Raw genomic sequence first — 13,239 nt, 5'->3', positions numbered from 1 at the left:
AAAGCCCGCCTTGCGGCGGGCTTTTGCTGGGGTCAGCCGGCCAGCGGCCGGCTCTACCGATTACTTCTTCTTGACCGGGGCCGGAGCGGTGGTGGCCGCAACCGGCTCGCCGCCATGGCGCTTGGTCATCCACCACTGCTGCAGCAGGCCCAGGCCACCGTTGACCACCCAGTACAGGACCAGGCCGGACGGCATGAAGGCCATCATGACGCCGAACACCAGCGGCATGAACTGCATCATCTTCTGCTGCATCGGGTCCATGCCCGGTGCCGGGGTCAGCTTCTGGGTGAACCACATCACTGCCACGTTGATGACCGGCAGGATGAAGTACGGGTCGCGTGCGGTCAGGTCCTGGATCCAGCCGAACCAGGGCGCCTGGCGCAGTTCGACCGATTCCACCAGCACCCAGTACAGGGCGAAGAAGATCGGCATCTGGATGAGGATCGGCAGGCAGCCGCCCATCGGATTGATCTTTTCCTTCTTGTACAGCTCCATCATCGCGGTCTGGAACTTCTGGCGGTCATCGCCATAGCGTTCCTTCAGCTGCGCGATGCGCGGCTGGAAGCGGCGCATCTTGGCACCGCTCTTGTACTGGGTCGCCGACAGCGGGTACAGCACCAGCTTCAGCAGCACCACCAGGCCGACGATCGCCCAGCCCCAGTTGCCGACCAGCTTGTGCACCTGGTTCAGCACCCAGAACAGGCCCTGGCCGATCACCGCCATCATCGAGAAGCGGCTGTAGTCGACCACGCGGTCCAGGCCCGGCACGTCTTCCTTGGCGATCAGGTTGACCAGCTTCGGGCCGACCCACAGGCGGGCCTCGGTGCTGGTGGACTGGCCCGGGGCCACGGTGAAGGCCGGGCCACGCGCTTCAATCAGGTCACGACCGGCCACCTGCGACAGCACGTAGTGCGCGGTCTGGTCCTTCTGCGGGATCCAGGCGGTGAAGAAGTGATGCTGCAGCATCGCCAGCCAGCCGCCGGTGATGTTCTGGTTCAGTGCGCCGTCGTCCAGGTAATCCTTGAACGCACGACGCTGGTACTTCTTGTCGTTGTCGTACCAGGTGGCGCCGTTGAAGCTGAACGAATCCGGGTTGGTCATGCTCCGCGACAGGATGGTCGGGGTGCGGTCCAGAGTGCGGTAGACGTAGCCGTTCCACGGTGCGGCGCCGGCATTGCTGACTTCGTCCTTGAAGCGCACGGCGTACTCGTTGCGCGAGACGGTCAGGGTGCGCTTGATGGTCACGCCGTTGTCGGCGGTCCACACGAACGGGATCTGCAGTTCGTTCTGGCCCTTGGCCAGCACGAAGTCCTTGGTATCACCGACCAGCTTGAAGCCGTCAGCGCCGGGGACCGGGGTGTTCTTGTCTTCGCTGGCCCAGCCGCTGATCGCGCTGTACGGATGCGCGGGGTCTTCGGTCAGCAGGCGAACCGGCGGGCTGCCTTCGTCCTTGGTCTGCGGGAACTGCAGCAGCTCGGCATCCAGCACACGGCCGCCGTCCAGTACCAGGCGCAGCACGTCGGTGGTGACGGTCACGCGCTGGCTGGCCGGGGTGGCGCTGGCCTGGGCCTGCACAGCGGCCTGGCCCGGCGCACCCGGGACCTGCGCGCTGGGGATGCTGCCCGGGGTCGCGCCCGGAACACTCTGTGCAGCAGCCGGGGCCGACGTGGTCGTCGGTGCCGGGGTCGGAGCAGCCTTTTCACGGCTCCACTCCATCCACAGCAGCACGGCCACCATCAGCCAGGCAAAAATGAGGAATACGCGGGTCTGGTTCATCAGCGGACAGGCTCGGCGGGGCCGGGACGCGATGCCGGCTCGGTCAAAGAAGGAGTTGCGATGCCATCAGGCGGCGGCATTGTGCCGTCCACGCCCGGCGCGGGCAATGCACGCAGGCGACGCAGCAGGCGCAGGAAGGCCTGGCGGATCTCGTCGTTGCTGGCGGAACGCGCAGCACTACGCGCCACGACGACGAAGTCGCCTGGCTGGATTTCGGTACGTGTCTGACGCAGGATGTCGCGCAGGACGCGCTTGATCCGGTTACGCCCCACGGCGTTCGGATCAACCTTGCGGGAAACCGCCAGACCCAGCCTGGCCGGCCGGTCAGCCGGCAGCCAGTGCAGGGTCATCAGCGGATCGGACACACGGCGGGCGCCGTTGAAGACCGTTGAATATTCGGCACGCGTGCGAACCCGCGCAGAGCGAGGGAATCGCTTGCGCGGGTCTGCAGTATTCACTGTCGAAGGGATTGCGTCTGCCGCAGGGTGCGGCATGGCAATCAGGCGCTCAGGACTTTGCGGCCCTTGGCGCGGCGACGCGACAGGATCTTGCGGCCATCAGCGGTCTTCATACGGGCACGGAAGCCGTGGTCGCGCTTACGCTTGAGGTTGCTGGGCTGGTAGGTGCGCTTCGTGGCCATTGGGGGCCTCTCGTATGAATGGGACGGAAAGAACCGGAAATTCTAGAGAGGTACCCTACCCCGCGTCAACCCCTGGCAGCTACGCGAATTCACCGGGCTGTGCAATAGCTGTGGATGTTTTTGTGAATAAGTAGGGGACAAGCATTCCGAAGGCGGGCGCTCGGTGGTAGTCTGAGCCATCCATTTCCCCCCTTTCCGGCCTGTGTTTGGGCGCCTTGTCGCGTCCATGCCCCGGCCACCGGACGATTATTGCTGATGGATGCCTGGTCCCGTAGTCTCGAGCGCCTCGAAGCGGAGTTCCCGCCGGAAGACGTTCATACCTGGTTGAAGCCGCTGCAGGCCGATCTGCGCGTGGACAGCCTGGTGCTGTATGCACCGAATGCCTTCATCGTCGACCAGGTTCGCGAGCTGTACCTGGCCCGGATCCGCGAGCTGCTGGCGCATTTCGCTGGTTTCAGCGACGTTTTTCTTGAAATCGGCTCGCGCCCGCGCCCTGTGGAGGCGCAGAACGCGCCGGTTTCCACGCCGTCGGCGCATGTGTCCAGCGAACCGCAGGTGCCCTTCGCCGGCAATCTGGACAGCCACTACACGTTCGCCAACTTCGTCGAAGGCCGCAGCAACCAGCTGGGCCTGGCCGCCGCCTTCCAGGCAGCGCAGAAGCCGGGCGACCGGGCGCACAACCCGCTGCTGCTGTACGGAGGCACGGGCCTGGGCAAGACCCACCTGATGTTCGCCGCCGGCAACGCCATGCGCCAGGCCAATCCAGGTGCAAAGGTGTTGTACCTGCGTTCGGAACAGTTCTTCAGCGCGATGATCCGGGCCCTGCAGGAAAAGACCATGGATCAGTTCAAGCGCCAGTTCCAGCAGGTGGATGCGCTGCTGATCGATGACATCCAGTTCTTCGCCGGCAAGGACCGCACCCAGGAAGAGTTCTTCCACACCTTCAACGCGTTGTTCGATGGCAAGCAGCAGATCATCCTGACCTGCGACCGCTATCCGCGCGAAGTCGAGGGCCTGGAAGCGCGCCTGAAGTCACGGCTTGCCTGGGGCCTGTCGGTCGCGATCGAACCGCCGGACTTCGAGACCCGCGCCGCGATCGTGCTGGCCAAGGCGCGCGAACGCGGTGCCGAGATTCCCGATGATGTTGCGTTCCTGATCGCCAAGAAGATGCGCTCCAACGTGCGCGACCTCGAGGGCGCGCTGAATACCCTGACCGCCCGCGCCAACTTCACCGGCCGCGCGATCACCACCGAATTCGCCCAGGAAACCCTGCGTGACCTGCTGCGCGCCCAGCAGCAGGCGATCAGCATTCCCAACATCCAGAAAACCGTTGCCGACTACTACGGCCTGCAGATCAAGGATCTGCTGTCGAAGCGTCGGACCCGCTCGCTGGCCCGTCCCCGCCAGGTCGCCATGGCCCTGACCAAGGAACTGACCGAGCACAGCCTGCCCGAGATCGGCGACGCCTTTGCCGGTCGCGATCACACCACGGTGCTGCATGCCTGCCGCCAGATCCGGACCCTGATGGAGACCGACGGCAAGCTCCGTGAGGACTGGGACAAGCTGATCCGGAAGCTGAGCGAATGATGCACGGATGCCGATGAGGCGTCATCGCACAAAACGGTGCAGAATCCGGTAGCAAGCGCGGGACACGTTGTGGATAAAAATGCCGTTTGAAATCGCGCCAGATTTATCCACAGCTTTCCCCACCCCTTGGGGGTCGGTAATGCAGAGGGTTTCGAGGTCTGAAATACCTTTAATTACAAAGACTTAGCATTGTTTTCCAGCGATTCTGTCTCTACCAGCACCACCAAGCTTTTGATTTATTCCACATTTTTTAAAGCATAGGGGCACGGAACCACATGCGTTTCACACTGCAGCGCGAAGCCTTTCTCAAGCCGTTGGCACAGGTCGTCAACGTGGTCGAACGCCGCCAGACCCTTCCGGTTCTGGCCAATTTCCTGGTCCAGGTGCAGAACGGCCAGCTGTCGCTGACCGGTACCGACCTGGAAGTGGAGATGGTGTCGCGGATCGCGGTTGAAGATGCCCAGGACGGCGAAACCACCATTCCCGCCCGCAAGCTGTTCGAGATCATCCGCGCCCTGCCCGACGGCAGCCGGATCACCGTCTCGCAGACCGGAGACAAGATCACCGTGCAGGCCGGTCGCAGCCGTTTCACCCTGGCCACGCTGCCTTCGAACGACTTCCCGTCGGTGGATGAAGTGGAAGCCACCGAGCGCGTGGCCATCGGTGAGGCGACCCTGAAGGAGCTGATCGAGCGCACCGCGTTCGCGATGGCCCAGCAGGACGTGCGCTACTACCTCAACGGCCTGCTGTTCGACCTGCGCGGCGATGCCCTGCGTACCGTAGCCACCGACGGCCACCGCCTGGCGCTGTGTGAAACCGATCTGGCCAAGCCCAGCGGGTCCAAGCGCCAGATCATCGTGCCGCGCAAGGGTGTGACCGAACTGCAGCGACTGCTGGAAAGCGGCGATCGCGAGATCGAGCTGGAAGTCGGCCGCAGCCACGTGCGCGTCAAGCGCGACGATGTCACCTTTACCTCGAAGCTGATCGACGGCCGCTTCCCGGACTACGAAGCGGTGATTCCGATCGGTGCCGACCGTGAAGTGAAGGTTGATCGCGAAGCGCTGCGCGCCTCGCTGCAGCGCGCCGCGATCCTGTCCAACGAGAAGTACCGCGGCATCCGCGTGGAAGTCTCGCCGGGCAACCTGAAGATCAGCGCGCACAACCCGGAACAGGAAGAAGCCCAGGAAGAGATCGAAGCCGATACCACGGTCAGCGATCTGGCCATCGGCTTCAACGTGAACTACCTGCTGGACGCTCTCTCCGCATTGCGCGATGAGGAAGTCATTATCCAGCTGCGCGATTCCAACTCCTCGGCGCTGGTACGTGAGTCCAGCAGCGAGAAGTCGCGCCACGTGGTGATGCCGCTGCGTCTCTGACAGCTGCTGTTCCACGTGGAACCGAACGACGCCCGGGATCTTCCCGGGCGTTTTTTTTGCAGGTTCCACGTGGAGCATAGAGAAGACGCAGTTCTGGGGACGACGTCACTTCCGTCGATGGGCTCGGTTGAAATCCGTTGCCTTTCCGGGATGTTCGTCTCGATCGTTGAAAACAGGATCGCTGGATCGGAGCAATGACGAGTCGCGATTGATCGAAAGTCCAGGTGCAGGATCCGATACTCGTCGCCTGTCCCCAGATCTGGCCAGACAGGGACCGATGATCCTGCATCGCGGCGCGATGGACTTCCCTCTGCAAACGCCGCTGTCCACAGGGAAGATTCGATGCAGATTGGGGCAAGCCTAGCTTCTAAATCTGGGTATAAATCTAAAGCATGGTGGTGATGGTAGAGCCAGATCTCGTGGAAAAACACCTTATCTGACTGATTTAAAAGAAATTTATGCACCTGAAACCCCCTGTATATCGGCCTCCCAGCCTGGGGGGGAACCTGTGGATAGTTTCGAAGGCATGGCAAAAGGGCTTTTTTATCCACAGATTGCCCATACCTTGTGTATAAGTCATACAGGGCAGCTGTGGACAGCGTGGAACGATCGGTCTGAATTCTTTGAAATCTGTGGAACCGCCCAGGGCATGAGACCGTAGATTTCAAGGAATCTGCAGGTTCATCCGCTGGTACTCGTCGGCGACGAGGCAAGCGCTGTCCACGGCATCGCCTGAAATCGGCGAAATCCAAGGCTCACACCCCCGCTACCCTTCGCAGAATCGAAGGATTTCCGGGCTTGCCGAGACCCGCATCTGCTGGGATGAGGAAACAGCGCCACGTGGAACCAGCGGTCAGGGCGCAGGCAGACCTGCGGTAACTGCTCCATAGCTGGCCGGATAGCTGGCCGGGCACGTCCGGCTTGACCGATGCAGTAAGCTGATGAATTCCCTGCCCCTCTGCCGCCCCGTGCGGATGGTCTTTCGCGCCCCATGCTTATCCGCCGCCTCGCCCTGCACCAACTGCGTCGCTTCAATGCGGTGGAGCTGTCGCCCCAGCCGGGATTGAACCTGCTGACCGGCGACAACGGTGCCGGCAAGACCAGCGTGCTCGAGGCCCTGCACCTGATGGCCTATGGGCGCAGCTTCCGTGGTCGTGTCCGCGATGGATTGGTGCGCCAGGGCCAGGAAGCGCTGGAAATCTTCGTGGAATGGGACGAACAACGTGCCAATCACCCGCCGCACCGCCGAAAGGCCGGCCTGCGGCACAGTGGTCAGGATTGGAAGGGGCGCCTGGACGGCGAAGACGTGGCCCAGCTCGGCAATCTGTGCGCCGCGCTTGCGGTAGTCACATTCGAGCCAGGCAGCCATGCGTTGGTCAGCGGTGGTGGTGAACCCCGCCGCCGATTCCTCGATTGGGGCTTGTTCCACGTGGAACCTGATTTCCTGTCCCTGTGGCGCCGGTATTCGCGGGCACTGAAACAGCGCAATGCCCTGCTCAAGCAAGGTGGCCCGTCGCGGATGCTGGATACCTGGGATCACGAACTGGCTGAAGCCGGCGAACCGTTGACCAGCCGTCGGCAGCACTACCTGGAGCGTCTGCAGCAGCGCACCGTGGCGCTGGCTTCCAGCCTGGCCCCGCAGCTCGGCATCCAGGCACTGGAACTCAGCCCGGGCTGGCGTCGGCACGAGCTCCCTCTGGCCGATGCGCTGCTTCTGGCCCGGGAACGTGACCGCCAGGCCGGATACACCTCGGTCGGTCCGCACCGGGCAGACTGGAGCGTGGATTTCCACAGCATTCCGGGTCGCGATGCGCTGTCCCGCGGCCAGGCCAAGCTGACGGCATTGGCCTGCCTGCTGGCGCAGGCCGAGGACTACGCGGAACAGCGCGGCGAATGGCCGGTGATCGCATTGGACGATCTGGGCTCGGAGCTGGATCGCACCCACCAGGCGCGGGTTCTGCAGCGCCTGCTCGGTGGGCCGGCGCAGATCTTCATCACCGCCACCGAAACGCCGGCGGCGCTGCAGGAACTGACCCACATCGCCCGGTTCCACGTGGAACATGCACAGATCGTGGCTGTGCCATAGTGGGCACACCAGGGCCGCTCGACCCCGGCTGGTATAATTCGGGTTGAAATCCTTTCATTCTCGGCGCATCGCTCCAAGCGGTGGCCGACCTGCGGAGCCTACGGCAAGCGCAATGAGCGACGAACAGAACACCCCGGCAAACAACGGCAATTACGACGCCAACAGCATCACCGCCCTGGAAGGCCTGGAGGCTGTCCGCAAGCGACCCGGCATGTACATCGGCGACGTGCATGACGGCACCGGTCTGCACCACATGGTGTTCGAGGTTGTCGACAACTCGATCGACGAAGCGCTGGCCGGCCACGCCGATCATGTCGCGGTGACGATCCACGCCGACGGCTCGGTCTCGGTGTCCGACAACGGTCGCGGCATTCCGACCGGCAAGCACGAGCAGATGAGCGCCAAGCTCGGTCGCGAAGTGTCGGCCGCCGAAGTGGTGATGACCGTCCTGCACGCAGGCGGCAAGTTCGACGACAACAGCTACAAGGTGTCCGGCGGCCTGCACGGCGTCGGCGTCAGCGTGGTCAACGCGCTGTCGCAGAAGCTGCTGGTGGACGTGTTCCAGAACGGCTTCCACTACCAGCAGGAATTCAGCAACGGCGCCGCCGTGACCGCGCTGGCCAAGCTGGAAACCACCACCAAGCGCGGCACCACCGTGCGCTTCTGGCCGTCGACGGTCGCCTTCCACGACAACGTGGAATTCCACTACGACATCCTGGCTCGCCGCCTGCGCGAGCTGTCGTTCCTGAACTCCGGCGTCAAGATCGTCCTTGCCGACGAACGTGGCGATGGCCGCCGTGATGACTTCCACTACGAAGGCGGCATCCGCAGCTTCGTGGAGCATCTGGCCCAGCTGAAGACCCCGCTGCACCCGAACGTCATCTCGGTCACCGGCGAGCACAACGGCATCGTCGTGGATGTGGCGTTGCAGTGGACCGACTCCTACCAGGAGACGATGTACTGCTTCACCAACAACATTCCGCAGAAGGACGGCGGCACCCACCTTGCCGGCTTCCGCGGTGCGCTGACCCGTGTGCTCAACAACTACATCGAGCAGAACGGCATCGCCAAGCAGGCCAAGATCAACCTGACCGGCGATGACATGCGCGAAGGCATGATCGCGGTGCTGTCGGTGAAGGTGCCGGACCCGAGCTTCTCCAGCCAGACCAAGGAAAAGCTGGTCAGCTCCGACGTGCGCCCGGCGGTGGAAAACGCCTTCGGCGCGCGCCTGGAAGAGTTCCTGCAGGAAAACCCGAACGAAGCCAAGGCGATCGCTGGCAAGATCGTCGACGCTGCGCGTGCACGCGAAGCGGCGCGCAAGGCCCGCGACCTGACGCGCCGCAAGGGCGCGCTGGATATCGCCGGCCTGCCGGGCAAGCTGGCCGACTGCCAGGAAAAGGACCCGGCGCTGTCCGAACTGTTCATCGTCGAGGGTGACTCGGCAGGTGGCTCGGCCAAGCAGGGCCGCAACCGCAAGAACCAGGCGGTGCTGCCGCTGCGCGGCAAGATCCTCAACGTGGAACGCGCACGCTTCGACCGCATGCTGTCCTCCGACCAGGTGGGTACGCTGATCACGGCCTTGGGCACCGGCATCGGCCGTGACGAGTACAACCCGGACAAGCTGCGGTACCACAAGATCATCATCATGACCGACGCCGACGTCGACGGCGCCCACATCCGCACCCTGCTGCTGACCTTCTTCTACCGTCAGATGCCGGAGCTGATCGAGCGCGGTTACGTCTACATCGGCCTGCCGCCGCTGTACAAGATCAAGCAGGGCAAGCAGGAGCTGTACCTGAAGGACGACCCGGCGCTGGACAGTTACCTGGCCAGCAGTGCGGTGGAAAACGCCGCGCTGGTGCCGGCCACCGGCGAACCGGGCATCGAAGGCCTGGCGCTGGAAAAGCTGCTGCTGGCCTATGCCGCCGCGCTCGATTCCATCGAACGCAATGCCCACCGCTATGACCGCAATCTGCTCGAAGCGCTGGTCGATTTCGTGCCGATGGACATGGACAGCCTGCGCAATGCGGGCGAAGGCGAAGGCCTGGATGCGCTGGCCAAGCGCCTCAACCAGGGCAGCCTGGGCAGCCCGCGTTTCAGCCTGGAACTGCAGGAGGCCAACGAGGAGCGCCCCGCCGCCGTGCTGGTGACCCGTCGCCACATGGGCGAGGAGCACATCCAGGTGCTGCCGCTGTCGGCGTTCGAAAGTGGCGAACTGCGTGCGATCCACCAGGCCTCCAAGCTGCTGCACGGGCTGGTGCGCGAAGGTGCAACGATTTCCCGCGGCGCCAAGTCGATCGAAGTCGACAGCTTCGCGAAAGCGCAGAACTGGCTGCTCGAGGAGGCCAAGCGCGGCCGCCAGATCCAGCGATTCAAGGGTCTGGGTGAAATGAATCCGGAGCAGTTGTGGGATACCACGGTGAACCCGGAGACCCGTCGCCTGCTGCAGGTGCGCATCGAGGATGCGGTCGCTGCCGACCAGATCTTCAGCACCCTGATGGGCGATGTGGTCGAACCGCGTCGTGACTTCATCGAAGACAATGCGCTGAAGGTCGCCAACCTGGATATCTGACACAATCGGGACCTGGCCGGTGCGCGGGGAGCTGCACCGGCCTTCGTCCCTTGAACGCAGGTACCTGATGTCCGCATCCGCCCCGGTCTCCGCCGCTCCGCCTCCGGTTCCGCCGCCGTCTACCTCGCCGCGCGCCGTGGCACCGTTGGCAGGTTTCTTCATCGACCTGGGCATCGCCGCCGTCACCCTGGTCGGCCTGAGCATGGTCACCGGACTGTTCTGGGGCTTCTACCGTGCGATCGTGGTCAGCCGCGCCAACGCCGCGGCCAATGGCGGTGCACTCACACCTGACAGCGCCGGCGCGGCAGTGGGCCAGCCCGGGGCCCTGGCCCAGATCCTGATGGCCCTGATCGCCACCGGTGGTGCCGCGCTGCTGCTGTACTTCTGGCGGCGCCCGGCGAACGCCGGCGAACGCCTGGCCTCGCGACAGGCGCTGCAGCGTCCTTCCACCTGGGGCTGGACCCTGCTGGTGGCCACGCTGATCGTGGTTGGCAGCAACGGCGTCGCCTTCCTTTCCAAGCAGTTCGGCATCGAGCCGGTGCCGACCAACGTGGAACTGATGCAGAGCGCGATCGCGCGCTTCCCGTTGTTCCTGGTGCTGTTTGCGGTCGTCCTCGCCCCCGCCTACGAAGAGCTGCTGTTCCGTCGTGTCCTGTTCGGGCGCCTGTGGCAGGCCGGCCGCCCCTGGCTGGGCCTCATCCTCAGCAGCCTGGCGTTCGCCCTGGTCCATGAAGTGCCCGGTGTCAGCAAGAACTCGCTGCTGGGCATGGCGCAGCTGTGGCTGGTCTACGGCGGCATGGGTGCCGCCTTCTGCTGGCTGTACCGCCGCACCGGCACCCTGTGGGCGGCGATCACGGCGCATGCGCTGAACAACGCGGTGGCGCTCGCCGCAATGGTGTTCCTGGGGTCAACGTAACGCCGTGCCCGCTTGACGAAAGATTAAGCAGGTACGCTACACACTGCGCACATGAACACGGGGGCGGACCCATGAAACAACTGCTGCTGGCTCTAGTCATCACCACCGTGGTCAGTGCCTGTGCGACCACCACCTCGCCAACCGGAAGACGGCAGATGGTGGGCGGCGTATCGCAGGCACAGCTTGACCAGCTCGGCGCGCAGGCGTTTGCCGAGACCAAGCAGAAAGAGAAGATCAGCACCGATGGCCGCCAGAACGGCTACGTGCAGTGCGTGGTCAACGCGTTGGTCGCGCAGTTGCCGCCTCAGTACCGCGGCGTACGGTGGGAGACCGCCGTGTTCGTCGACAAGGAAGCGAACGCCTTTGCCCTGCCCGGCGGAAAAGTGGGCGTGAACACCGGCATTTTCACCGTCGCCAAGAACCAGGACCAGTTGGCTGCCGTGATCGGCCATGAGATCGGCCATGTCATCGCGCGTCACCACGAAGAACGCATCACCCGGCAGATGGGCGCGCAGACCGGCCTGGCCGTGCTGGGCGCGCTGGCCGGTGCCGCCTATGGCGATGGCGCCGCCAGCACGGTCAACCAGCTGGGTGGGATGGGCGCGCAGGCGGCCTTCCTGCTGCCGGGTTCGCGCACGCAGGAAAGCGAGGCAGACGTGATTGGCCAGCGGCTGATGGCGCAGGCTGGATTCAACCCGGCCCAGGCTGTGGACCTGTGGCAGAACATGATGGCCGCCAGCGGCGGTCGCAGCCCGCAATGGCTGTCCACCCACCCCGATCCGGCCAACCGGATCCAGGAGCTGCGACGTGATGCACCGGGCCTGACGCCGGTCTACCAGCAGGCGCAGGCGGCCGGGCTGCGGCCAAAGTGCGGATGAGTGCGCAGTTCTATGCTGTATTGCAGCACATAAAACGATTTCTCACGCCATCTGTTTCTGATACGTTTGGCGGCTCAGATTTTTCTGACAGTCCGACTTTGCCGCTATCTGGCGGTTCGATCGAGGTGAACGATGATTTTCCGTAACCACAAAGCTGTGCTTTCCGTCCTCGTCGCGACCGCCCTGACCGGCGCCGTGGTCACCGATGCCTTTGCGCAGTCCTCGCGTTCCTCCGACCGTGGCAGCCGCGGCGGTAGCAGCAAGCAGGCCAAGGCCGAACCGCTGTACCCGAATGCGACCCGCCAGGAGCCGACCGCCAAGGCCTCGGCCAAGATGGGCAGCAAGCTGCAGAAAATGATCGACAGCTACAACAAGGAAAAGTTCCCGGAGACGCGCGAACAGGCTGACGCGATCCTGGCCGACAGCGCTTCCAACGAGTACGACAAGTCGCTGGCCGCGCAGCTGGCCTCGCAGGCCGCCTACCAGACCGACGACGTGCCGGGCGCCATCGCGTACCTGAAGCAGGTGATCCAGTTCAACGGCCTGGACAACAACGGCCACTTCCAGTCGATGCTGATGCTGGGCCAGCTGCAGCTGCAGGAAGACAAGACCGCCGAAGGCCTGGCCACCCTGGACAAGTACTTCGCAGAGAGCAAGTCGACCAAGCCGGAAGAGCTGATCGCCAAGGGCCAGGCGCTGTACCAGCTGGAGCGCTACCAGGAAGCGATCCCGGTGCTGAAGCAGGCCATCGCCGGCGCCGCCGAGCCGAAGGACAACTGGAACCAGCTGCTGATGGCGGCCCTGTCCGAAGCCGGCCAGACCGGTGAGGCCGTGCAGGCCGCAGAAGCGCTGGCGGCCAAGAACCCGACGGACAAGAAGGCCCAGCTGAATCTGGCCAACATGTACATGCAGGCTGACCAGATGCCGAAGGCCGCCGCGGTGATGGACAAGCTGCGCAGCAGCGGCCAGCTCACCGAAGAGCGCGAGTACAAGCAGCTGTACTCGATCTATGCCAACACCGAGAACAAGGAAAAGGACGTCATCGCGGTCATCAACGAAGGGTTGCAGAAGGGCATCCTGAAGCCGGATTACCAGGTCTACCTGGCGCTGGCCCAGTCCTACTACTACTCCGACCAGGTGCCGCAGGCGATCGATGCGTGGCAGAAGGCTGCCCCGCTCTCCAAGGACGGTGAGACCTACCTGAACCTGGCACGCGTCCTGCATGCCGAAGGTCGCGTCCCCGAGGCCAAGCAGGCCGCCCAGCAGGCGCTGGCGAAGGGCGTGAAGAACCAGGCGGATGCCAAAAAAATCATCAACCTGAAGTAAGTAGGAATAACGCCTGAATGCCTGCTCAGTTGATGCGCAGGCGCTCAGGATTGGTATAAGCTTGGAGGTTCCTGCGGTGTCA

At 63.9% G+C, this 13,239-nt stretch carries 10 protein-coding genes; 7 read left to right on the top strand and 3 right to left on the bottom strand.

All coding sequences use genetic code 11. The features are described 5' to 3' along the window. Positions 1 to 60 precede the first annotated feature (60 nt). Genes yidC through rpmH form a run of 3 tightly spaced genes read right to left on the bottom strand, consistent with a single transcriptional unit; the run spans position 61 to position 2,416 of the window. The gene (yidC, locus tag AC5P53_RS19120; RefSeq protein WP_014648955.1) at positions 61 to 1,776 is read right to left on the bottom strand and encodes a membrane protein insertase YidC; all 1,716 of its coding nucleotides are present in this window, start codon (positions 1,774 to 1,776) and stop codon (positions 61 to 63) included. Next, complete coding sequence (gene rnpA / locus AC5P53_RS19115) at positions 1,776 to 2,270, bottom strand: ribonuclease P protein component (protein ID WP_080053031.1); 495 nt, start codon at positions 2,268 to 2,270, stop codon at positions 1,776 to 1,778. The genes yidC and rnpA overlap by 1 nt, the downstream gene beginning before the upstream one ends. A 5-nt stretch (positions 2,271 to 2,275) precedes the next feature. Next, positions 2,276 to 2,416: a 50S ribosomal protein L34 gene (gene rpmH / locus AC5P53_RS19110; RefSeq protein WP_005411729.1), complete on the bottom strand. Its 141-nt coding sequence runs from the start codon at positions 2,414 to 2,416 to the stop codon at positions 2,276 to 2,278. A 255-nt stretch (positions 2,417 to 2,671) separates the two neighbouring features. On the opposite strand from rpmH, the gene dnaA reads away from it, so the two are divergent. The 7 genes from dnaA to AC5P53_RS19075 all read left to right on the top strand — a co-directional run bounded on the left by dnaA (position 2,672) and on the right by AC5P53_RS19075 (position 13,157). Continuing rightward, entirely contained in the window at positions 2,672 to 4,003 is a 1,332-nt protein-coding gene (gene dnaA / locus AC5P53_RS19105; RefSeq protein WP_014645405.1) for a chromosomal replication initiator protein DnaA, read from the top strand. A gap of 275 nt (positions 4,004 to 4,278) precedes the next feature. Continuing rightward, positions 4,279 to 5,379 (top strand): DNA polymerase III subunit beta, encoded by a 1,101-nt coding sequence (gene dnaN, locus AC5P53_RS19100; RefSeq protein ID WP_005411731.1) that lies wholly within the window; start codon positions 4,279 to 4,281, stop codon positions 5,377 to 5,379. Positions 5,380 to 6,370: 991 nt separating this feature from the next. Beyond that, positions 6,371 to 7,465, top strand: a complete 1,095-nt coding sequence (recF, locus tag AC5P53_RS19095; protein WP_014645406.1) for a DNA replication/repair protein RecF — start codon at positions 6,371 to 6,373, stop codon at positions 7,463 to 7,465. A 112-nt stretch (positions 7,466 to 7,577) separates the two neighbouring features. Then, positions 7,578 to 10,037, top strand: coding sequence for a DNA topoisomerase (ATP-hydrolyzing) subunit B (gene gyrB / locus AC5P53_RS19090; protein WP_014645407.1), 2,460 nt, complete (start codon positions 7,578 to 7,580; stop codon positions 10,035 to 10,037). A 67-nt stretch (positions 10,038 to 10,104) separates the two neighbouring features. Beyond that, positions 10,105 to 10,953, top strand: a complete 849-nt coding sequence (locus AC5P53_RS19085) for a CPBP family intramembrane glutamic endopeptidase (protein WP_049442536.1) — start codon at positions 10,105 to 10,107, stop codon at positions 10,951 to 10,953. 71 nt (positions 10,954 to 11,024) lie between these two features. Continuing rightward, positions 11,025 to 11,831 (top strand): M48 family metallopeptidase, encoded by an 807-nt coding sequence (locus AC5P53_RS19080; protein WP_241887644.1) that lies wholly within the window; start codon positions 11,025 to 11,027, stop codon positions 11,829 to 11,831. Positions 11,832 to 11,963: 132 nt separating this feature from the next. Further along, complete coding sequence (locus AC5P53_RS19075) at positions 11,964 to 13,157, top strand: tetratricopeptide repeat protein (protein WP_014035419.1); 1,194 nt, start codon at positions 11,964 to 11,966, stop codon at positions 13,155 to 13,157. The last annotated feature ends 82 nt before the right edge of the window (positions 13,158 to 13,239 follow it).

The sequence above is a fragment of the Stenotrophomonas sp. YJH_SMC_82 genome (genome assembly GCF_059368875.1).
This window is presented reverse-complemented; position numbering and strand designations above follow the sequence as displayed.

Coding starts and splice junctions, on each gene's coding strand:
- rnpA (WP_080053031.1), bottom strand. CDS start 2,270: ATGCCGCACCCTGCGGCAGACGCAATCCCTTCGACAGTGAATACTGCA.
- rpmH (WP_005411729.1), bottom strand. CDS start 2,416: ATGGCCACGAAGCGCACCTACCAGCCCAGCAACCTCAAGCGTAAGCGC.
- yidC (WP_014648955.1), bottom strand. CDS start 1,776: ATGAACCAGACCCGCGTATTCCTCATTTTTGCCTGGCTGATGGTGGCC.
- AC5P53_RS19085 (WP_049442536.1), top strand. CDS start 10,105: ATGTCCGCATCCGCCCCGGTCTCCGCCGCTCCGCCTCCGGTTCCGCCG.
- recF (WP_014645406.1), top strand. CDS start 6,371: ATGCTTATCCGCCGCCTCGCCCTGCACCAACTGCGTCGCTTCAATGCG.
- gyrB (WP_014645407.1), top strand. CDS start 7,578: ATGAGCGACGAACAGAACACCCCGGCAAACAACGGCAATTACGACGCC.
- dnaA (WP_014645405.1), top strand. CDS start 2,672: ATGGATGCCTGGTCCCGTAGTCTCGAGCGCCTCGAAGCGGAGTTCCCG.
- AC5P53_RS19080 (WP_241887644.1), top strand. CDS start 11,025: ATGAAACAACTGCTGCTGGCTCTAGTCATCACCACCGTGGTCAGTGCC.
- AC5P53_RS19075 (WP_014035419.1), top strand. CDS start 11,964: ATGATTTTCCGTAACCACAAAGCTGTGCTTTCCGTCCTCGTCGCGACC.
- dnaN (WP_005411731.1), top strand. CDS start 4,279: ATGCGTTTCACACTGCAGCGCGAAGCCTTTCTCAAGCCGTTGGCACAG.